Source organism: Nostoc sp. UIC 10890, assembly GCF_054786515.1.
Genome location: NZ_JBSGKF010000001.1, coordinates 4,912,646 through 4,935,337, shown reverse-complemented (window position 1 = coordinate 4,935,337; position 22,692 = coordinate 4,912,646). Strand labels below are relative to the sequence as shown.

Sequence of the window (22,692 nt, the reverse complement as noted above, 5' to 3'; positions counted from 1 at the left end):
TATTTTCACCGCCGAGCTTTTCAACTCCAACTTAGCACTCAACAAAGACTCTCAGCCTGTGCTTGAGATTTCAGATGCCAAGAAAAACCTGGATCTAAGTTCTTCAAAACTACACAGGTTTAATTTCATCTTCAAAAAACCAAGTGGAAGTATTGTCGTCAAACAGCACCACTACACCGATCCCAGCACCATCGGTGACTTTGTAGCCTTGAATGATACCCACTTGTCCGAGTTTTTTCACAACTGGGGGAGAAACGCGATCGCGCAAACGAAAGACTTTAACCTTTTGTCCGATTTCCATGCCTGATTACACAATTCAGATAAACCAAGTCTCAGTGTAGCGGAATCCGTGACTCTGCTCTCACAAATTCAGTAGAGATGAGGGAGATGAAGAAGAAAATTCTAAACTTCTAACTTCTAACTCCTGACTTAACAGCTTAAAATTAAATCAACAACCAAGCAGGTCAATACCCATGTTTGTCAAGGTGCAACAGGTATCGGAAGCGCAATTGTCCTTGAAACAAGAACGGCTGCGATCGCAACGGTTGGCGGAACATTTGCGATCATTAGGAGTTAATCCAGATAGCTTGAGTTAAGCAACGAAGGTAGTAGTCATGTATCAAACAGATCCACCGCGTCCGCCACAAGAAACCATGCCTACGATGTATGATTTACCCAGTGAATTAGTTGGGGAATCAGGTTTGCCAGATGAATTTCACCGAATTCAGGCTGATTTGCTCAATGAAACTTGTCAACCTCTGACTTATTCATCTGAGGAAATTTTACTTGCTAGCGACTTAAATCTTTACTATGATCCCCGTCATCCTTTGTGGTACAAGCGTCCTGATTGGTACATGGTTTTAGGATTACCTAGTGCTAGCCAACAGCAAGACCTACGCTTAAGTTACGTCATTTGGCAAGAAGGAATTGATCCATTTTTAATAGTTGAATTACTTTCACCAGGTACAGAACAAGAAGATTTAGGAAAAACACTGCGGGAAGTAAACCGACCTCCAACCAAGTGGGAAGTATACGAACGCATTTTGAGGGTTCCTTATTACATTGTCTACGATCGCTATGAAAATCATTTGCGTGCCTTTAAACTCACAGGCACTCGCTATGAAGCAATATCTTTATCAGAGAACCGCTTATGGTTGGAAGAGTTAGAACTCGGATTGGGTCTTTGGCAAGGTTCTTATCAACAGACAACAGGTTTGTGGTTGCGTTGGTATAATGCAGCAGGTTGGGTGCCGACATCAAAAGAAAAAGCTGAACAAGAACGCCAGCGGGCTGAACAAGAATATCAACGGGCAGAGCGATTGGCAGAATATTTGCGATCGCAGGGAGTTGATCCAGATACCTTGAGTTAAGCAAAAAAAGAAAGCAGCGTTGCCAAGATAATTTCGGTACGATTTTATAGTTAATGATGTATTCTCCAAAGAAGACAACGTTACTCTCATGGCTATGAAGCCCTATAAAGAGAAATTTGGTGTATGAGTGGTGAACAAGGAAGCAGGATTTATTACAAACAATGCAAGGATTTGTACGTAAAGCAGCGAGACTGAAGCGCATACTGCCAATCAATCCAAAGTGGTGGACAAAGTTTGACTTGCTGAGAACTTTGGTTAGGCGAGATTTAGAATCACGATATAAGGGTTCTATTTTAGGAAATTTGTGGCCTTTGCTAAATCAACTCTCACAATTGTTAATTTACACTTATGTATTTTCAGTTGTGCTGAAGGTAAAGTTAAGTATCAAAAGCTTACCAGAAAATAACTTCACCTTTGGGTTATGGCTGTTTGCAGGTTTACTTCCTTGGCTTGCTTTTTCAGGGGGTTTAACACAGTCTGCTAGTTCAGTAGTAAAACAGCATAATTTAGTCAAGAAGGTGGTATTTCCCCTAGCTTTGCTACCATTAGTACCAATTTTATCAACATTTATTGAAAGTGCTTTTGGTTTAATAATGTTGATTTTTTTTGTAGCAATAAATGCTCATACTTTACATCCTACCTTGGCATTATTACCCTTGATCTGGCTCACACAGTTATTATTAACAGCAGGTTTAGGCTATTTAACAGCAGGACTAACGGTATTTTTGCGAGATATTCCCCAGACTTTAGCAGTGGTTTTAAATATTTGGATGTATTTGACACCGATTATTTATCCGGCATCGTCAATTCCAGAGGAATGGCGAAGTATGGTATTTTGGCTCAATCCCATGACAGCCATAGTTGAAGTTTATCGTGATTTAATTTTAGTTGGAAAGGTTGAACATTGGGGTGAATGGGGAGTGGCCTCAATAATTTCATTTGTGATGTTTTGTAGCGGATTTTATGTGTATAAACGTTTGCGAACAGCATTTGCTGATGTATTGTGAAACATTGGTGCTTTAATAACTAGAAATTTTGAGGATTGATAATAAAACTATGGGAGAAGAAATTGCAATTTCCCTCAAAAATGTCTCGAAATGTTACAAGCGATATACTCGACCAGCGGATCGGTTAAAAGAAATTTTATTACCAGAAAGAACCTATGCTCAAGAGTTTTGGGCATTGCAAGATGTTTCCTTCCAGGTGGTGAAGGGTGAAACTATAGGCATCATTGGACGTAATGGTGCAGGTAAATCCACTCTGCTCCAAATGATTTGCGGTACTTTAACCCCCAGCAGTGGAGTAGTTCAAGTGAATGGACGTGTTGCTGCCCTGCTGGAATTGGGCGCTGGCTTCAATCCAGAATTCACGGGACGAGAAAACGTCTATATGAATGGGGCAATCATGGGGCTTTCCAGACAAGAGGTGGATAAGCGCTTCCATCAAATTGCTGCTTTTGCTGATATTGGAGATTTTATCGACCAGGCTGTTAAAACCTATTCCAGTGGTATGTATGTCCGGTTGGCTTTTGCCTCAGCGATTCACGTTGACCCAGATATCCTAATTGTGGATGAGGCTTTGGCTGTAGGGGATATGTTTTTTCAGGCGAAGTGCATGGCACGAATGCGGCAGATGATGGAAACAGGGGTGACGGTGCTGTTTGTTAGCCATGATACTAGTTCAGTTAAAAGCCTTTGTCAGCGATGTGCGTTTCTCGAAAAAGGAAAACTGCTGAAAATTGGTAAAGCTTCAGAGGTGGTAGATACTTATATAAGTATTGTTAACAGTGAAATGAATCAGGAGTTGAAGCAACAAGTCGAACTAATAAATAAGAATATTCTAGCTATTAGTCAAAATGAAAAAGCAACGCAAGATAATACTTTAGATCGGCAATCTACTGTATCTGAAATATTTGTTTCTACTGTTCAGGAAGGCAAGTTTGCTGAAGGTGCTCACCGCTACGGTGATGAAAGTGCAAAAATCCTGGATATTAAGCTGCTCAACAGCAAGTATCGTCCTACTGAACAACTTGACTTTAAAGAAGACTTTACTATTCAGGTTTCTATTCTCTTTAAAAAAGACCTACCCTCATTTTGTGTTGGGTATTCATTGAGAGATTTAAAAGGGCAAATGCTGATTGCTTATGTGACTACCGCTAAGAGAATAGAAATGCCTTCAGCAAAAGCAGGAGAAGTTTATGTTATGGAAATAAAAGGTACAAATATTTTAAACTCAGGAGTTTATACGATTACAATCGGTATAGAATTACCTGTATTTATCAATCAACAACATATTTTTATAGATATTATAGAAAATGCTCTTGTTTTTCAATCCAATTTAGCACAAGATCCACTAGATCGTTTTCCAGGTATGGTGTATGCAAATGTAGAATTTGATTTTTTAAAAATAACCAATCCTTTGAATTACACTCACTCATGATCAATTCATAATATTAAATTACTTAAACATGAATGATTACAATAGATTTGCTAATTTGTCATTTGGCGATTTTCAGAAAATGGCAAAAGATGATTCGTTAAGCTGCTATGAAAAAATAGGTTTTCCTAACTCTTACCGACAAGGTAAAGAGCATTTGATATTTGAGGATATTATTAGGAAATTGCCCTTGTTATATACACAGAATAAGGTGGTTCTTGATATTGGGCCTGGTTGTAGTGAATTACCTCTCATGCTGATTGATTTATGTCAAAAAAATGAACACACTTTGATTCTAATTGATTCAGATGAAATGCTATCTCATTTACCCAATGAACCATTTATAAAAAAAATTATTGGTTATTACCCTGATTGTAATGATTTATTTAATAAATATAGAGGTAAAGTAGATGTCATATTAACTTATAGTGTACTACATTATATCTTTGTTGAGTCAAATATATGGAATTTTTTGGATAGCTCCCTTGAATTAATGTCTGATGGCGGGGAGATGCTGATAGGAGATATACCCAATATCTCTAAAAGGAAGCGTTTTTTTAGTAGCAAAAATGGAATTAAATTTCACCAAAATTTTACAGGTAAAGAAGAATTGCCAGAAGTATCATTTAATAAAATTGAACACCATCTAATTGATGACTCCGTAGTTTTAGCTTTAGTTACTAGAGCGAGAAATCAAGGCTTTGATGCCTATATTTTACCTCAAAAATCAGATTTACCGATGGCAAATAGGCGGGAAGATATTCTCATTAGAAAACCTTGATTTAAGTTATGAAAATAAATAAAAATCGCAAATTAATAATTGTGGGTGACAGTGCTTTTGCTGAAGTTGCTTATGAGTATTTTACTTATGATTCAGAATACGAAGTAGTAGCATTTAGCGTAGAAAAAGATTATCTCAAGAAAAATAGTTTATTTGGAATACCTGTAGTTCCTTTTGAATCCATAGAAGAAGTTTATAATCCCCGTGAATATGAGATATTTGTAGCCATTGTCTATACCCAGTTAAATCGGTTAAGAACTAGGCTATGCAAGCAGGCTAAAGATAAAGGATATAGCCTAGCAAGCTACATCAGCAGCAAAGCTTTTATCTGGAGAAATGTCAAATTAGGGGAGCATTGTTTTATATTTGAAAATAATGTTGTTCAAGCATTTGTGCAATTAGGAAATAATGTTGTTCTCTGGAGTGGAAATCATATTGGGCATCATTCAATTATTCAAGATAATTGTTTTTTTTCCTCCCATGTCGTTATTTCTGGTTTTGTTGAGGTGGGAAAAAATTGTTTTTTCGGTGTAAATTCAACTATTAGCAACAATCTCAAAATTGAGAGAGATTGCTGGATTGGGCCTAGTGTGACTATAAGCAAGGATACAAAAGTAGGAGAGATTTACCGTATACCACATATAGAACCTGCAAAGCTAACCACTTATCGCTTCTTCAAACTACCGGAGTAGGTTAATGATTTGGAAAAAGCTGGGATTAGTCTATGTAGCTAATGGGCAAAAGGATTGGGCTATTTCCCATGCTTATATTCCTACTTCCATGATGCTAGATGAGGAAAGGATCAGAGTTTATGTAGCATTTTTAGATAGTTATAAAGTTGGACGTGTTGGATTTGTCGATCTAGAAGCAAGAAACCCACTTCAGATATTAAAAGTTTCTGATAAACCTGTGTTAGATATTGGTCAACCAGGAACCTTTGATGATAATGGTGTCACACCTATTTGCTTATTAAAATATCAAGAGCGTTTGTATTTATATTATGTAGGCTGGCAGTTAGGTGTAAAGGTTCGCTACTTCTTGTTGATGGGTTTAGCAATTAGTGAAGATAATGGCGAAAGTTTTCAAAGATATTCTCAAGTACCGATTTTGGAGAGAAGCGATCGCGAACTTTTTGTACGTACAGCAGCTCATGTTCATCTTGAGGATGGACGGTGGAAAATGTGGTATATAGCTGGTAGCAAATGGATTGATGTTAATGGTAAACAAGTTCCTAGCTACAATATGCGCTACCTAGAATCTAAAAATCAAACCGACTGGGAGAAACAAGGTGCTGTCTGTCTAGATTTAGCTAATGAAGATGAATATGGATTTGGTAGGCCGTTTGTAGTTAAAGAAGATGGTCAATACAAAATGTGGTATTCCATCCGTTATATCAGCAAGGGCTATCGATTAGGATATGCTGAATCCCAAGATGGTCAAACCTGGCTTCGTAAAGATCAGCAAGTTGGTATTGATGTGTCTGATAGTGGTTGGGATTCACAAATGATTAGTATGGCGTGCATCCAAAAAACAAAATACGGCACTTATATGTTTTACAACGGAAATAACTACGGAGAAACAGGATTTGGAGTTGCAATCTTACAGGAGTGAGAGACAAATTACTATGGATATAGCTGAGGAGTATGTAGCAGACAATAGTTCTCTAAAAATTTTCCCTTACTCCGAAGATAACTTTGCTATGTGGGATGAATTTTTAGCTACCGCACCAATGGCTACATTCCTCCAAACTCGTCGCTATCTTTCCTACCATGCTGATCGATTTCAGGATGTATCCTTAATGATTAAGGATGAGAAAAATCGACTAGTCGGTTTATTTCCAGCAGCGGTAGATCCATCTAATAGTAAAAGAGTAGTTAGTCATCCTGGCATCACTTACGGTGGTTTGTTGCATACAGGCAATTTACGCGGTGCAAATATGCTTGAGGCTTTTAAAGCACTGTGGCATTACTATGCTAATTATGGATTTGAAGCACTTCGATATAAGGTAGTGCCGAACATTTACCATCAAGTACCAGCTGCTGATGATTTGTATGCACTTTTTCGTATGGGTGCAGTTCGCTATCGTTGCGATCTTTCCTGTGCTATTGACCTACTAAATCGACCAACATCAACTAAAAGGCGTAGAAGAGGATTAGAGAAAGCACTAAAATATGGAGTTCAAATTAAAGAAGGGGTTGACTTTGTTAAAGATTTTTGGAAATTACTTGAAGATAATCTTGCGAGAAAAATTGGCGCATTACCAGTTCATTCGCTCAATGAAATCATTTACCTTCATTCTCTGTTTCCCAAGAATATCGAGTTTGTCGTGGGATTATATGAGCATGAGGTTGTGGCAGGTATAGTTTTGTTTTCTGGGCCTAAGGTTTTACGCGCCCAGTATATTGGTTCGAGTCAGTTGGGCAATCAAATATGTGCATTAGACTTGCTTTTTGAACACTGCCTAAAAAAAGCGCAATTACAAAGTGCAAGTTATTTTGATTTTGGAACCAGCAACCAAAATGAGGGTCAATATCTGAAAGCTAGCCTTTACCAATTTAAATCAGAATTTGGAGGTGGTGGAGTGGTACAGGAGTTTTATGAAATTCCTCTCGTAGGTCAAGAAGTTATATGAGCCTTGAAAACTGTAAATTAATCGAATTACCCAAAATTACTGATCCCCGTGGTAATCTCACATTTATTGAAGAAAATAGGCATATTCCCTTTGAGTTTAAAAGGGTTTTTTATTTATATGATGTACCTGGTGGTGCTAATCGGGCTGGGCACGCTTTAAAGAATTGTAATCAATTTATAATAGCTATGTCAGGTAGCTTCGATGTAATTTTAAACGATGGATATGAGCAAAAGTGCTATCATTTGAATCGCTCTTATTACGGATTATATATTCCTGCACTAACATGGCGAGAAATTGATAATTTTTCTTCTGGCTCTGTATGCATGGTTTTAGCTTCTAGCGTTTATGATGAGGCTGACTATTACAGAGATTATCAAAAATTTTTAGCATCTGTCCGGGGTGAGCAATAATGAGAGTGTCTTTTCTCAATTTTGAGGCTTCCTATTTGGAACTTCAAGAAGAACTTGATGCGGCTTACCAACGGGTGATGAAAGCTGGCTGGTATATTCTTGGTAGAGAAGTCGAAGCTTTTGAAGCTGAATTTGCTGCTTACTGCCAAACAAAATATTGTATTGGTGTAGGTAATGGTTTAGATGCTTTGCATCTCATCCTGAGAGCAATGAACATCGGTACTGGTGATGAAGTAATTGTGCCAGCCAACACTTATATTGCCACGTGGCTAGCAGTTTCCTACGCTGGAGCAACACCTGTACCAGTGGAACCAGATGAGAGAACGTATAATATTAATCCTCAACTTATTGAAGCTGCAATTACGGAACGCACAAAAGCTATTTTGGTAGTGCATCTTTATGGTCAACCAGCAGACATGGATGCTATAAACACAATTGCACAGCGATATAATCTCAAAGTGATTGAAGATGCTGCTCAAGCTCATGGGGCACGATTTAAGGATCGTCGTGTAGGTAGTTTGGGGGATGCAGCAGGTTTCAGTTTTTATCCTACCAAAAACCTGGGAGCGATCGGCGATGGAGGAGCAGTAACAACGAACGATGTAGATTTAGCTGATAAAGTTCGCTTACTGCATAATTATGGTTCCCGAGTAAAGTATGAAAATGAAATTCAGGGTTACAATAGCCGACTGGATGAATTACAAGCGGCATTCTTAAGAGTGAAACTAACTAAACTAGATGAATGGAATTCTCGTCGCGTTTACATAGCGGAACAATACTTGCAAAGACTAGTCAAAACTGCTAACCTAACCTTGCCTTTTGTACCTAACTGGGCTGAGTCAGTATGGCATTTATTTGTTGTACGTCACCCCAAAAGACACAGCCTAGAGCAACATTTGCGCCAAGCTGGCATTGGTACACTGATTCACTATCCAATTCCACCCCATCTGTCAGGTGCTTATATTGGTAGTGGATGGCATGAAGGAAGTTTTGCGATCGCAGAACAACTAGCCAAGGAAGTTCTGAGTCTACCCTTACATCCCCATCTTACAGAGGAGCAACTATCAATAATTATAAGTTATTTCAACGAGGATTTTTAAAGTGAGTTTTTACTCGTCGTCATTAGTTACTAAAATTTTATCTGAAAAACAGCTAAACAACGTTCAATTCACTTTGCAACTATTATATGCAGATACATTAGATTTTCAGGAATCTCACAGCTTATTAGTTTCAACCATTGTTGGATTTGGTGAGTTTATTGATCTCAAAGTTAGGTTGTCAAAATCACCGCAATACTTACGGATAGACCCTGGCTTTTTATTTTCCCTCCATAAAAATCCTAACTTTGAAATTATCCGTCTTCAAAAAACAGAAGCATTGGAATTGGAGAAAATCAACTGTAATCCAGGGGATAGCTCAATTAATCGCCATCAGATACATATAGATTTTAAAAATCAAGAGACTTGGATGGTATGTGGTTACGATCCTTATTTTGTTTTCCAAAATCCTTTTATTGGGGATGATATTTGTATTAAATTTAGCAGTCAATTGATTTTAGCGATTTTGTAGGAGCTATGTATAATAATTATATTTTGAATATAGAATCTCAAGTAGCTGAATATATTAAATCGGGGGATTTAGAAAGTCCTCTGCGTTTGCTTGTTAACTTTGTCGAAAAAATTATTAGAGATAATCGAGCCACAGCTAAAGTATTTGGTTCGGCAACCTTAGATAAACTATGCCAGCAGATTGGTGCTAAAGCTTTAGAGTATCAAAAACAATTATTGACAATCGACTCACACTCTAATAATAACAACGAAAACATTATATATATAGCTACTGAACTTTATAAAACAGGTGGACACACCGCAGTCTTAGAAGATTTGATTAAAGCGCAGCCGCATAAAAAACACATCATTTTAATTACAGACATATTTAATACAGTTAATCGTAAAATTATTTTAAATAGGTTTTCATCCCTAAATGTACAAATCGAGTGGGCACCACAAAGTAGCTTGTCAGAGAAACTTGTTTGGTTGCAAGATCAGTTAGCAGAAAAGAAATTAAGTCAGGTTTTTTTGTTCAATCATTGGCAAGATGCTGTAGCTATTGCAGCTGTACAACCTAATCTCGTCCAAAAATTATTTTTTTACCATCACTGCGATCATCAACTGTGTTTAGGCTTATATTTATCTCACGCAAAACATATTGACCCACACGCTTTTGGTTTTTACAACTGTCGCCATAATTTGGGTGTTGCTAATACTAAATATATACCTTTGGTAGTTGAAGATTCCGGGACACGTTCAGATGAATTACCATTTATAGCAAATGCCAAACTAAGAACTTGCTCTTCAGGTAGTGGTAACAAGTTTGAGCAAAATTATCCATACAGCTATATTGAAGAAGTTCCAAAAATTCTAGATGTTACCCAAGGAACACATGTACACATTGGAGAACTATCGCATTACGGTTTAGAGCAAATTCGGCGAGGTTTAGAAGAAAGAGGTATTCCCCAAGAATCATTCATTTACATTCCTTGGGTAAAAAGTTTATGGCAGGCAATACATGATCAAAAGATAGATATCTATCTTAATTCTTTCCCTTTAGGTGGTGGGAGAGCATCTATTGAAATTATGGGTTCAGGTACACCATTTATTGGGCATAAAAACTATAATTCTCGTGTATTAAGTGGGATTGATATCGTTTATCCAGAAGCTTTTTTCTGGCAAAAACCTGATGAGTTATATAGTTATTTGCAAGCATTAACTCCTGAGATTTTGAAGGAACAAGCGGCTTATTCTCGAAGGCATTATGAACATTACCATACACCAAAAGTTTTACAACAATGCCTACAAAATTGTAATGAAGAAGAAGAAGGTATGTTTCCACCACCACTAAGAAATTATGCTACAGACGAACTACAAAATTTTATTGATAACGTCAATTCAGATTTAACAAAACAATTTCTAGATATAGTAGATTCGATGTATCCTATTTGGGACACGAGTCAATTTGAACTTGACAAAAGCAAGATATCAGAATTTCTTTACAAATTGACTATTTCTCAGTATGGAGAAGTAACTTCAATGTCTAAATTGCAACAGACTCAAGCAGAGGTAGAAAATTTAAAAGTCGCAATGCTGTCTAAACTGCAACAGACTCAAGCAGAGGTAGAGCAATTAAAAGCTACAATGCTGTCTCAATTACAACAACCTCAATTGCAACAGACTCAAGCAGAGGTAGAGCAATTAAAAGCTACGATGCTTTCTCTGCAACAAACTCAAACAGAGGTAGAGCAATTAAAAGCTACAATGTTATTTAAATTACAACAAACTCAAACAGAGGTAGAGCAATTAAAAGCTACAATGTTATTTAAATTACAACAAACTCAACCGGATATAGAGTACTTAAAAGCTACAATGCTTTCTCTGCAACAAACCCAACCGGATGTAGAGTACTTAAAAGCTACAATGCTTTCTCTGAAACAAACCCAACCGGATGTAGAGTACTTAAAAGCTACGATGTTGTCTAAATTGCAACAATCTGAAGCTGAAGTAGAACATCTAAAAGCTACTATTGCCGCAATACGAAGTAGCAAATTTTGGACAATCCGAACCCAGTGGTTTAAGCTAAAAAGTTTTTTGGGTTTTGTTAAAAAACCAGATAGTGTTGTAAATCTTATAAATCCCACTGTCTCATCAACAGCCTATCAAGTTAAAATATTGCATGATCCTCAGTCAAATCGACCTCGTATAGTTCATGCGATCGCAAATTTTATGACTGGAGGTTCCTCACGTCTTGTAATTGATTTAATTGAACACCTTGGTCATATTTATGAACAGGAAGTAGTTACAAGTTATATTCCTAATCCTCCAAGTTATACTGGATTAACTATTCATAATTTGACTGTAGAGCAAGACATTCTATCATATTTAAACCAGTTTCGCCCTGAAATAGTGCATATACATTTTTGGGGAGATTGTGATACTCCTTGGTATGAAAATGTATTTAATGCCGTTCAAAAATACAATAATTGCAGAGTCGTAGAAAATATTAATACCCCTGTCAAACCTTATTTAATTAAAATTTGTCATAAATACGTCTATGTAAGTAATTATGTTAAAAACACATTTGGACTAGATCATTCTCAACATTTGACTATTTATCCTGGTTCTAATTTTGATATGTTTTCTAGAGAGAACCAGAAAAGTATCCCAAAAGATTGCATTGGTATGGTTTATCGTCTAGAAGCAGATAAGCTAAATGAAAATTCTATTGATGTATTTATTAAGGTAGCTCAAAAAAGACCAAAAACAAAAATATTAATTGTTGGTGGTGGGCTTTTTTTAGAAGTTTATAAAGATGCTGTTAACAAAGCAAAAGTTGCTGATAAATTTACTTTTACAGGCTATGTTGCCTATGAAGAATTACCTTCATTCTACGAACAAATGAGTATTTTTGTTGCACCAGTATGGAAAGAAAGCTTTGGACAAGTTAGCCCTTTTGCGATGAATATGGGTATTCCAGTTGTTGGTTACAACATTGGAGGAATCGCAGAAATTATTAATAATAATGAATTACTTGCTCCTCCTGGGGATAGTAGTAAACTAGCTGAAATTATTATTGATTTATTAGAGAATCGTGAGAAACGATTAAAAATTGGTTCTGCAAATCGCCAAAGGGCACAGGCATTGTTTTCTGTAGAAGCAATGATTAGAAGCTATAGCAGCCTCTACAGTGAGCTTTTACAGGAGAATTTATGAAGGTTGCGATATTTGTTCATTGCTTTTTCCCAGAGCATTTCTATGGCACAGAGACTTACACGTTAGACTTGGCAATAAACCTGCAAAAGCTAGGACATGAACCAATAATAGTTTCTGCAAGATTTCCAGGTGAAGCAAAGATTGATAATGTCATTACATATTATGAATATGATGGTCTACCTGTTTATTGTATAGATAAAAACTATATTCCCAATACTCGAATTAAAGATACTTATTATCAACCAGAAATACGCCAATTATTACGACAACTATTAGTTGATATTCAGCCAGATATTGTTCATGTTACGCACTTAATTAATCATACTGCTATTCTTTTAGAAGTAATTAACGAACTGCAAATTCCTACAGTTGCGACATTAACAGATTTTTATGGTTTCTGCTTTAATAATAAATTAGAAGCAGCTGATGGTTCTCTATGCCTTGGCCCTAACCGTCAAAGGACAAATTGCTTGGCGTGTTTGTTGAAAGCAAGGAGTAGTTTTTCAACAGCAACTTTAGCAGAACGTTATGTAGGGCAATATCCTCAGTCTCTCATAACAGCAAAAGCACTAAATTTATTAATTAAAATTCCTGGCTTTCAACGGGGAGTAATTGCTGGAACCGTACTAGATGTAACTTGTAGACCTGACCTTTTAAGTTATTACTATCGTTATTATCGAGCTGTAATTGCTCCTACTGTATTTCTCCGTAAAGCTTATGTGCGGAATGGGCTAACGGCACCCATTTATGACATCAAATTTGGTATTGATTTGCCAATATTGACAAGATCAACTCGACCAATAAATGCACCGATAAGGTTTGGTTTTATTGGACAGATGACAGTTCATAAAGGAGTAGATATATTAGTTGATGCTTTCTGCCGTCTTCCTTATGGAGCAGCAGAATTATATTTATTCGGTTCAGAAAAGCAAGATCCAGATTACTCGCTTAATTTACACAAAAAAGCAAATGGCTATACTGTAAAATTTTGCGGGACTTTTCCGAAAGAAGAAATGTTAAAAATATTTTCTAATCTAGATTTCTTAGTAATTCCATCCCGTTGGTATGAAAATAGTCCGCTCGTTCTATTAAATTCTTTGGCAAGTCATACACCTGTAATAGTTTCAGATGTAGAAGGAATGACAGAATTTGTTGAAGAAGGCAAAAATGGATATACATTTAAAATGGGTAATGTCCAGGAATTAGAGCAAATAATGCAAAAAATTATTCAGAATCCAGAGACATCATTAAAAATGTCGCAAACAACTGAATACCCACGAACAACTAAGATAATGACTCAAGAAGTTATCAAAGTTTATCAAGATGTATTGCAATCATGCGTATAGCTATCTTGGTGCATCAATTTCTTCCTAAATACTCTGGCGGCACAGAAATTTTAACTTTGCAGATGGCGCGAGAGTTAATGCAAAGAGGACATGAAGTTGCAGTTGTTTGTAGTGAGCCATCTTTGCAAGTAGGAACTTCAGATAAGTTTAGCGTTGAAGATGAATATGAAGGTGTAACTGTTTTGAGGATTTGCATAACTCCTCAAAAAAAGTATCCCATTGTAGCTGACTTTAAGTCTGTAGGACAAGTGGAGATAATTTTGAGTTTTTTAGAAGCTTGGCAAGCAGATTTAGTACATATTAATCATTGCTTGCTTCTCTCCACTGAAGTGATTCCAGCAATTAAATCTATAGGAATGCCTGTAGTTTATTCTGCTACAGACTTTTGGCTGGTTTGTCCAAGCATTCAGTTACTTAAATATAATAATCAGTTATGTCAGGGGCCAGATGCAGATGGTATAGAATGCTTGCGCTGCTATCTGAATAATAGTTCTCAACCAGAAATTATCAAATGGAGTCGCCATTTGTCAGATGAGGTGTTGAAAGCAGGAATGGCGATCGCTTCTAGTTTACACTCAAAATTAGTAACATCTAAGGCTGTGAATGCTTTAAAAGCTTTACCTGAGCGCCAACAGAGGATACTTGAGCATGTAAATTTCGCAGACTTGATTATCGTTCCTACTGATTTAATGCGGGAAATATTTACTCGTAATGGTCTACCTTGTGATAAATTAATCAAATTACCTTACGGTATTGAACCCTTAGCAAAAATAGAGCGATCGCAACCAAGAGATATCGTAAATTTCGGTTTTATTGGTACTCTTTCTCCACACAAAGGTGCAGATTTGCTGATTCAAGCATTTCAACGACTCCAGCAGTCATCAAAAGCCAAACTAATAATTTATGGAAACCTAAGCCATTTACCCAGTTACAGTAAGCATCTTCAGCATTTAGCAGCTAGCAATCCTAATATATTTTTTGCGGGGACATTTCCAGCCTCACAAATGGCCAATGTGCTTGCAGAGGTGGACTTTTTAGTAGTACCATCCAGATGGTATGAAAACACCCCTTTAGTTATATATGCTGCATTGCATCTAGGTTTACCAGTAATCGCCACAGATTTGGGAGGTATGTCTGAGCTAGTAAAAGATGAACACAATGGATTATTATTTGCACTGGGTGACTATTGTCATCTTGCTCAACAAATGCAGCGATGTTTAGACGAGCCAGTGTTAATTGATAATCTACAACGTAATATTCAACTACATCCTAGCAAAACAATGTTTCAATATATTAATGATCTGGAGTATATTTATCAAAGCCTAAAATAGGCTTAAATAAATTTATACACTGCATAGTCACAAGAATGAATATTTTCATTACAGCTTCTAAGCTCGACTTTATCCATTTTTGTCGCAACAGGAATGCCTAAGCTGAAACCTTTGTGAGACAGCAGTTTTACTTTTTTAACTTCATTGATAATCGATGACGTGGAAAAAGTATTAAACCCGTGGATACAGACAACATTTGTAAAAATTACGATCATAAATTATGAATCAGATTGATTATAGCTTAGGCTGTCGTATTTCTGCTGAGGAATGGGCTTGGTTAAATCGTGTAGGTGTTTTTGAAAAGCCAGATTTAACATCTTACGTTGCTCCTTTTCCCCCTCAAGAACTGATGTATAACGTTTCTGGCTTACAGAACCAAAAAGATTTTGCATCCCACGGTGTTGATTTATTTCAAGCATATTCACAAGCTTCACCTATCCCACTAACTGAGTATCAAAATCTTCTAGATTTTGGCTGTGGTTGTGGTAGATTAGCGAGAATGTTCAAAGGACATCCTTATAAAGTGACTGGCTGTGATATCGATTCACGTCATGTAAAGTGGATTAACGACAATCTTAATTACATGACATCAGTAGTAACATCTGTCCATCCTCCCTTACCATTTTCTGATAATCAATTTGATGGAATAATTGCCAATTCTGTATTTACTCACTTGAATGAAATTAGCCAAGATGAATTTTTGAGTGAACTTCACCGCATTTGTATTCCTAATGGATATTTATTGCTATCTATTCACGGAGCGCGTGCGTTGGAGCGATCTGTCAATGAAAAAACGATCCGCGATATGATTTCTGTTGAAGAAAAACTATTCAACAAAGCACGTAATGCTTTTGCGGAAAATCAACATGCTTTTATTTTACAGCAAGGTCATTTAACCACTTCATCTTTTGAATACGGGATCACTTTCATTCCCGAATCATATATTTGGAATCATTGGAGCCGTTGGTTTGAAATAGTTGATTATTGTAAAGGTGCAATCCACTCATGGCAAGATATTGTAGTTCTCAAGCCTCTAAAATAGATACTTAAACTGTTATTAAATATAAATTACTAGTACCGCAAGGCGTAATTCGTAATTGATGGTTTGCAAGGGTTTCAAACATTTAAAATGGGTGGCTTCTTTACGCCGTGCGGTACTAGTTAATGTGGCATAACTAAAATCAATGGATTTTTAATCCTTGTTCAAAAAGATTATTTCTTTAAATGGGAATAAGGCTAAAAAAAAGTCATGGATAACATCTATTTATCCTTCCCCACGATGTATTTAAAAATGAAAAGAAAATATTTACCTTTACTAATTCTCGTTTTAACTTTAGCAACGCTAGGAATTTTACTATTTCAGCGTATTTCCTTAACAGAGCAAACCCCTATCTGGGACGCATTTACTTATGTACAGAAGGCTAAAAACTTTTGGGATACAGTTCATAAATTCCAATTTATTGAACCTCAGACTTGGGTTTCTCCGCTGAATATTGAACCAACAACAAGACCTCCCGGAACGATTCTAATGTCCTATCCGTTTGGTTTCTCGGATAATCCACATGAATTTTTCTTCCGATCGATTTTTTTACCCATTATTTTATTTGTATTAGCACTATGGATAATTGCAAAGCCTTATTGTGTAACTTTAAAAGACCAATGGTTATTAGTTGTTTTATGTTTAGCATTTGCTACGCTACCATTATTTTACCATTTTGAACCCAGTATAGACAGCAGACTTGTTTCACCGACGTACTGGGGACTTGTAGATAACTTTATTGCGTCTGTAGCAGCCCTAGCAACAGCCTTAGTTATACGGGGTGTTCAGAAAGCATCAATACCTTTGACATTTTCTGGAATTATTACCAGTACATTCTGTTTATTTATTAAGCCATCAGGTGGTTTGGTGATGGCTACCATTTTTTTTGTTTGGTCGATATATGGAATTGTGCGATATAAATCGCAACGAAATATTATTATTCGGAAGTATTTAATTTTCAGTATAGTTACATTTATTTGCATCTATGGAATAGGATTATTGCTGGCTTTTACATCTCATTATTTTTCTATTAGAAACATGGTGTATGGCAAGAATGCCGTAACAATATTAAAACAAGAATCAAATATAAATCAAGATTATTTACAATTTTTAATTGCACAAATACACATGTCCTTTGGTTGGCATTGGTTGACATTCATTTTTTTGAGTGTAATATTTAGTTTTTGGAGTATGAGCAAGCAGTCCAATATCAAGCCTTTCAAAGCATTACCAGTAGATTTAATCAGTGCATTGGGTGTTTTGTTAATTGGTTTATGGTTTTGGTTGCTGGGAACTCACCAATCGCAGATTCGTTATTTTTTCCCATTTGCTCTAATTTGTATTGTCTTATTATTTCCAAGAATCAAAAATTTATGTAGTAAAATATCTCATAAATATTTCAAAAGTATGATATTTTCATTGGTTTTTCCAATGTTATTATTGTTATTTTTACTTATTTCTAATCCGCCGATTGAGTTACAACGTATTTTAGGTGTTAACCTCACGTCTGGTTCTTTAGCTAATGAGATAAAGCAAGCTAAATCATTGATAGAAAATGCTAATCAAAAGAAAGTTGATTTAAATGTTTATTCTGTAGGCACAGGTTATGTCACTGGTCTATTTGGAGGTGTTGGTTTGTATGAAAAAATGTTGTATCCTCATCTGAACTCTTTTAATCTTCATTATCCACTAAATTGGATTACTGAATCTACTTTTAAATTTTCTGAGATACTTTCGAGCGATTATTTGCTGATAGATAAACCAATTAGAAATAAACTTAAATCAATTAACATCCTTGAAAATGTAGAAGTGCCAAACTTTGCTATCGAAACTAATCTTTTTCATGCTTGGTTAAGTACTATCAATTATGATGATGCTGGTTTAGCCCTTGAATCGGAGACATCCTTGAGATTGTTAAAAATTATTGACAAAGTAAAACTTGAAACGGCTTTGAATAAATTAAGAGGCAAATATAAATGGAGAAAGGTTTTCCTTGATGCTAACCCGGTCAAATGGATAGATGCTGAAACAGCAAAGGCGCTAATAACTAAAAGCTATCCTGTATTTCGAGATATTCGTTTTGGTAAGCAGTTTACTTTGTTGGGGGCTTTCACTAACCATACAGAGGATGGCTTAACAATTGAACTTGTTTGGCAAAGCCTAAAGGATCAGCCTCTGAAATATTTGAATTTTGTTCATATTCTTGATGCATCAAAAAATATCATATCTCAGGCAGACTATGAGCAAGATGATGCTAAGAGAATGGTCAATAAAGGTACACTATGGCATGACACAGTAAAAATTAAAGCTAATCAACTTAATGGCGCAAAAGCTATTGGTTTAGGCATTTATTTACCACAGTCTACATTATTGGTTACTGATCGTGGCCTAAGTGATTGGAACAAGCATCGTTTACTCCTTAACCTAGATATGAATCAAAGCCAATAAATAGTCAGAGTTAAGATATACAACAAATTAACAATGTCTAAGTTTTTTACAAGAGATCAAGACGATTATTTTGCTCAGTCTTGTCAACAACGATTTAGATGGCAAACCGAAAACGCATTTATTTCTAAGGCAGAACGAAAACTGTTAAACTATTTGCCCATTATCCCAGATTCTCAAGTTTTGGAAGTAGGATGCGGCACTGGTAGCAATTTATTTAACCTGAAAGCTATTGGTAACAATTTTGCCTTTACTGGTATTGATATTAATTATGAGGAAATTGAACTAGCTAAACAAAACTTTCTTGATGCTCATTTTATGGTAGGTGATGCGACTAATGTTCAGCTTCCTGATCAATCTTTTGATTTAGTTTTTTGCCGAGACGTAATTCATCATATTAATCCGTCTGAGCAAATTAAACTGATTCAGGAGATGACTCGGCTCACCAGAGTGGGGGGACAGGTTGTTGTTATTGAATCAAACGGTCTAAATTTTGTCGTTTGGGTTTTTGGCAAGTTGGTTAAAGCTGAAAAATATGTGATAAAGTCTACTCCAAAGCGCATTACTAGGTTAATTCAACAAATAGACAATCTAGAAACTTCTGGGCTTGCACCTAAATTTGTAGAACCTTGGAACTTCTTTCGGTTTATACTACATCATAATTTCGGCTTGCCAAAGCTGGCTGAGAGTAAACTAATTTGTGGTTTGCTTACACAGATGATTCGTTTGTTTAGCAAAATAACCCCTCCTCATAGGTGGGCTTATATGGTTTTCACAATGGTTAGGAAAGACTAAATTATGAGCGTGAATAGTCGGAGCGATCGCGAAAGAGAACATTTTAATGCTTTAGCGACAGATTTGGGAAGTGTTTGGTGGGGATCAATTACCAAAGCAGGACAGCTTCGCCTAGACGAACGAGCCAAATTAGCTATCCGTTACGGTGGTTTAAGCCCTGGTAAAGTTGTGCTGGAGCCTGGTGCTGGCAATGCTGAGTTTACAAAACGTTTGGCTACCTCTGGTGCTACTATCGTGGGGGTTGAGATTTCGCCTAATCAAGTGGCGATCGCCAACGAACGCTTAGTTGACTTTCCTAAAGCCAAAGTGGTAGTGGGAGATATTAACAAGCTCGACTTTCCTGATGGGACATTTGATGCAATTGTAGGGAATGCTGTTCTTCATCATTTTGATTTAATAACTGCACTCCCAGAAATGCTGCGAGTCCTGAAACCTGGGGGATCTTTCTTCTTTACCGAACCCAATATGCTCAATCCTCAAATTGCCGTAGAGAAAAATATTAAGTTTATTGGGCGTGCCTTGCAAAATTCTCCTGATGAAACAGCGTTTTTCCGATGGCAAATTGATTCTATTCTCAAACGCAATGGTTTTAGTCGAATATGGGTCAAACCTTTTGACTTTTTACATCCAGGTGTTCCTGACAGTTTGATTCCATTCTTTCAAAAATTTAGTCATTTCCTCAGCAATATTCCAGTGATTAAAGAAATTGGAGGTTCTCTCCAAATTTATGCTCAACGCTAATCCGAATAAATCAAAAAATTAACAATTGACTATCAATGAACTTTTTAACTTCAATTTCTCATAAAAATTTAAGCAAATCATCTCTTCAAACAAACAATTACAACCTTGAATATTGGCATAAAAAAAATCGTTATTACTATGAGAGTATTGAGTCTCTGTATCGATTTTTAGTACCATCAGGACAACGAGTTTTAGAGATTGGTGCAGGTACTGGTTCATTGTTAAATACAGTTCAACCGAGTTATGGTGTAGGTATTGAGATTGTCCCTGAAGTGTGTCAATCTGCCCAGGAAAAGTTTCCTCATTTATACTTTAAAACAGCTGACATAGAGGATACAGAAATAGAGGAAACTTTTGACTATGTAATCTTGTCAGATACTATTAGCTATTTTGAGGATATTCAAAAAGCTTTTAAGCAAATTCGCTCAGTTTGTACGGATTCAACACGTTTAATTATTAGCTTTCATAACCCTGTCTGGAATCCTATTCTCCAACTTGCCCTTTTTCTAAAGCAAAAAATGCCAACTGTTCCTCTTAACTGGTTAAGTTATCAGGATACAAGTAACTTATTAGAATTATCTGGTTTTGAGATAATCCAGCATGGTTCTAAAGTACTTTTACCTAAAAAAGTTCCAATAATAGCACCATTTTTGAACCGTTTTATCAGTCCCTTGCCAGGATTTAATAAACTCGGTTTAGTGAACTTTATTGTGGCTCGATTAAGTCCTTATGAGTCTAGAATTAAATATCAAACCAGACTAAAAACTTGTTCTGTTATTATTCCAGCACGGAATGAAGCAGGAAATATAGAAAGCTGTGTTACTCGCCTTCCTAAAATGGGTGAACATACAGAGATTATCTTTATTGAAGGTCACTCTCAAGATAATACTTGGGATGAAATTCAAAAAGTACAAGCTAAGTATGGCGAAACAATTGATATTAAAATTCTTCAACAAACAAAAAGAGGAAAAGGAAATGCTGTTAGAGAAGGATTTGCGATAGCTACTGGCGATATCCTAATCATTCTTGATTCTGATCTAACTGTACGCCCAGAAGACTTGCCACACTTTTTTGAAACTTTAGCCTCAAATCGATGCGAATTTGCTAATGGGTGTCGTTTGATCTATCCTTGTTCTAAGGAGGCTATGCCCTTATTAAATCTTTCGGCAAATCGTTTCTTTGCGTTTTTACTTTCTTATCTAATTGATAACCGGATTAAAGATTCCTTATGTGGAACGAAAGCTATATCCAAAGTTAACTATCAAAAAATTGCTGACAATCGCAAATACTTTGGCGATTTCGATCCTTTTGGAGATTTTGACTTGTTGTTTGGAGCATCTAAGCTAAATCTACATATTTCTGATATTCCTGTCCGTTATTACCCCAGAACCTATGGGCGCTCTAATATTCAACACTTTAAAGAAGGTTTATTGCTGTTAAAAATGTGTTTATACGCAGCCAAGAAAATTAAGTTTTATTGAAAAATAGCAAATTCTTAGATTAATTATATTTATGCCTGTTCTAATTATTGGAGGAAATGGGTTTATTGGTTCACATCTCACTAATTTTTTAGTGGCAAAAGAACAATCAATACGAGTCTATAATCGTTCACATAATCCTTACATAAAACCTCTTGATGAAGTTGAATATATTTATGGTGATTTCAACGATCAAGACTTATTAAAAATAGCTTTAAAAAATGTTGATATTGTTTACCAATTGGTTAGCCATACCATTCCTAGTACATCAAATGAAAACCCAATTGGAGATGTAAATTCAAATGTGATTAATACACTCAAATTTTTAGAAATCTGTGTTGAAGCTTCTGTAAGAAAGATTATTTTTCCTTCCTCTGGTGGAACAGTATATGGATTACCAAAGCAGCTTCCTATTTTAGAAACACATCCTACTGAACCAATTTGTTCTTATGGGATTACTAAACTAACTATTGAAAAATATCTCTATTTATATAACTATTTACATGGTCTTGACTATAGTATTCTTCGTATTGCTAACCCCTATGGTCCTGGACAAAATCCTACAGGTAAGCTTGGTGCTATAACCGTTTTTCTGAATCGTATCCTGAAACATTTACCAATTCAAATTTGGGGAAATGGAGAAATAATTAGGGATTATTTATATATTTTAGATGTTGTTCAAGCTCTTTATAATGTTCAAAATCCTAATTTAACTGAAAAAATATTTAATATTGGTAGCGGTCAAGGAGTTTCTCTTAATGATTTGCTGGACACAATTCGTAAAGTGATTGAAAATGACTTTAAAGTGGAGTATATAGAGGGAAGAAAAGTTGATATACCTACAAATGTTCTTGATATTACCAAGGCAAGTACTGTTCTTCAATGGCGACCTAGTGTTCAACTAGAAACTGGCATTCAAGAGACTTGGCAATGGTTAAAAACTTTATCATAATGATGTTGTATCCTCAGAATCTAAATATATTAGTTTAAAGCTTGAAAGAGAGAATAAAGAATAGCAGGGTAAATTAAGAGACTTTTAAATGTCAGATATTAATGATTTTAGAGATTTGGCAAAAAGTTATTAATATATCTGAAGAAAATGTTGTTTGTGCTATTAAAAGG

Annotated in this window: 21 protein-coding genes; 20 read left to right on the top strand and 1 reads right to left on the bottom strand. The window is 35.9% G+C overall.

The window, feature by feature from the left end:
- Positions 1 to 109 precede the first annotated feature (109 nt).
- Positions 110 to 301: a cytochrome b6f subunit PetP gene (gene petP / locus ACWATR_RS20380; RefSeq protein ID WP_460336279.1), complete on the bottom strand. Its 192-nt coding sequence runs from the start codon at positions 299 to 301 to the stop codon at positions 110 to 112.
- A 172-nt stretch (positions 302 to 473) separates the two neighbouring features.
- Here petP and ACWATR_RS20375 point away from each other — a divergent pair, with 172 nt between their 5' ends.
- From ACWATR_RS20375 to ACWATR_RS20280, 20 genes are all read left to right on the top strand, one after another.
- Positions 474 to 596 carry a hypothetical protein gene (locus tag ACWATR_RS20375; RefSeq protein ID WP_460336277.1) on the top strand — a complete coding sequence of 41 codons (123 nt, stop codon included), beginning with the start codon at positions 474 to 476 and terminating at the stop codon, positions 594 to 596.
- An 18-nt stretch (positions 597 to 614) separates the two neighbouring features.
- Complete coding sequence (locus tag ACWATR_RS20370) at positions 615 to 1,370, top strand: Uma2 family endonuclease (protein WP_460336274.1); 756 nt, start codon at positions 615 to 617, stop codon at positions 1,368 to 1,370.
- A gap of 161 nt (positions 1,371 to 1,531) precedes the next feature.
- Positions 1,532 to 2,377 carry an ABC transporter permease gene (locus ACWATR_RS20365; protein ID WP_460336271.1) on the top strand — a complete coding sequence of 282 codons (846 nt, stop codon included), beginning with the start codon at positions 1,532 to 1,534 and terminating at the stop codon, positions 2,375 to 2,377.
- Positions 2,378 to 2,426: 49 nt separating this feature from the next.
- Positions 2,427 to 3,809 (top strand): ABC transporter ATP-binding protein, encoded by a 1,383-nt coding sequence (locus ACWATR_RS20360; RefSeq protein WP_460336268.1) that lies wholly within the window; start codon positions 2,427 to 2,429, stop codon positions 3,807 to 3,809.
- A gap of 28 nt (positions 3,810 to 3,837) precedes the next feature.
- Positions 3,838 to 4,587, top strand: coding sequence for a class I SAM-dependent methyltransferase (locus tag ACWATR_RS20355; protein WP_460336265.1), 750 nt, complete (start codon positions 3,838 to 3,840; stop codon positions 4,585 to 4,587).
- A gap of 8 nt (positions 4,588 to 4,595) precedes the next feature.
- Positions 4,596 to 5,279: an acetyltransferase gene (locus ACWATR_RS20350; protein WP_460336262.1), complete on the top strand. Its 684-nt coding sequence runs from the start codon at positions 4,596 to 4,598 to the stop codon at positions 5,277 to 5,279.
- A gap of 4 nt (positions 5,280 to 5,283) precedes the next feature.
- Positions 5,284 to 6,198 (top strand): hypothetical protein, encoded by a 915-nt coding sequence (locus ACWATR_RS20345; RefSeq protein ID WP_460336259.1) that lies wholly within the window; start codon positions 5,284 to 5,286, stop codon positions 6,196 to 6,198.
- A 13-nt stretch (positions 6,199 to 6,211) separates the two neighbouring features.
- Positions 6,212 to 7,219 carry a hypothetical protein gene (locus ACWATR_RS20340; RefSeq protein WP_460336256.1) on the top strand — a complete coding sequence of 336 codons (1,008 nt, stop codon included), beginning with the start codon at positions 6,212 to 6,214 and terminating at the stop codon, positions 7,217 to 7,219.
- The gene (locus ACWATR_RS20335) at positions 7,216 to 7,629 is read left to right on the top strand and encodes a sugar 3,4-ketoisomerase (RefSeq protein ID WP_460336253.1); all 414 of its coding nucleotides are present in this window, start codon (positions 7,216 to 7,218) and stop codon (positions 7,627 to 7,629) included. Before ACWATR_RS20340 ends, ACWATR_RS20335 begins: the two co-directional genes overlap by 4 nt.
- Positions 7,630 to 7,634: 5 nt before the next feature.
- Positions 7,635 to 8,729, top strand: coding sequence for a DegT/DnrJ/EryC1/StrS family aminotransferase (locus ACWATR_RS20330; RefSeq protein WP_460336250.1), 1,095 nt, complete (start codon positions 7,635 to 7,637; stop codon positions 8,727 to 8,729).
- Position 8,730: 1 nt separating this feature from the next.
- Positions 8,731 to 9,198 (top strand): hypothetical protein, encoded by a 468-nt coding sequence (locus ACWATR_RS20325; RefSeq protein ID WP_460336247.1) that lies wholly within the window; start codon positions 8,731 to 8,733, stop codon positions 9,196 to 9,198.
- Positions 9,199 to 9,203: 5 nt separating this feature from the next.
- Positions 9,204 to 12,395: a glycosyltransferase gene (locus tag ACWATR_RS20320; RefSeq protein ID WP_460336244.1), complete on the top strand. Its 3,192-nt coding sequence runs from the start codon at positions 9,204 to 9,206 to the stop codon at positions 12,393 to 12,395.
- The gene (locus tag ACWATR_RS20315) at positions 12,392 to 13,741 is read left to right on the top strand and encodes a glycosyltransferase family 4 protein (protein WP_460336241.1); all 1,350 of its coding nucleotides are present in this window, start codon (positions 12,392 to 12,394) and stop codon (positions 13,739 to 13,741) included. Before ACWATR_RS20320 ends, ACWATR_RS20315 begins: the two co-directional genes overlap by 4 nt.
- Entirely contained in the window at positions 13,732 to 15,072 is a 1,341-nt protein-coding gene (locus tag ACWATR_RS20310; protein ID WP_460336238.1) for a glycosyltransferase family 4 protein, read from the top strand. Before ACWATR_RS20315 ends, ACWATR_RS20310 begins: the two co-directional genes overlap by 10 nt.
- 220 nt (positions 15,073 to 15,292) lie before the next feature.
- Entirely contained in the window at positions 15,293 to 16,114 is an 822-nt protein-coding gene (locus ACWATR_RS20305) for a class I SAM-dependent methyltransferase (RefSeq protein ID WP_460336235.1), read from the top strand.
- A 207-nt stretch (positions 16,115 to 16,321) separates the two neighbouring features.
- Entirely contained in the window at positions 16,322 to 18,559 is a 2,238-nt protein-coding gene (locus tag ACWATR_RS20300) for a hypothetical protein (RefSeq protein ID WP_460336232.1), read from the top strand.
- A gap of 33 nt (positions 18,560 to 18,592) precedes the next feature.
- A complete protein-coding gene (locus ACWATR_RS20295; protein WP_069069036.1) occupies positions 18,593 to 19,351 on the top strand; it encodes a class I SAM-dependent methyltransferase in 759 nt (252 codons plus the stop codon).
- 3 nt (positions 19,352 to 19,354) lie between these two features.
- Positions 19,355 to 20,092 carry a class I SAM-dependent methyltransferase gene (locus tag ACWATR_RS20290; protein ID WP_460336228.1) on the top strand — a complete coding sequence of 246 codons (738 nt, stop codon included), beginning with the start codon at positions 19,355 to 19,357 and terminating at the stop codon, positions 20,090 to 20,092.
- Between the two features lie 35 nt (positions 20,093 to 20,127).
- Entirely contained in the window at positions 20,128 to 21,573 is a 1,446-nt protein-coding gene (locus tag ACWATR_RS20285; RefSeq protein ID WP_460336225.1) for a glycosyltransferase, read from the top strand.
- 31 nt (positions 21,574 to 21,604) lie between these two features.
- Entirely contained in the window at positions 21,605 to 22,522 is a 918-nt protein-coding gene (locus ACWATR_RS20280; RefSeq protein ID WP_460336222.1) for an NAD-dependent epimerase/dehydratase family protein, read from the top strand.
- Positions 22,523 to 22,692 lie beyond the last annotated feature (170 nt).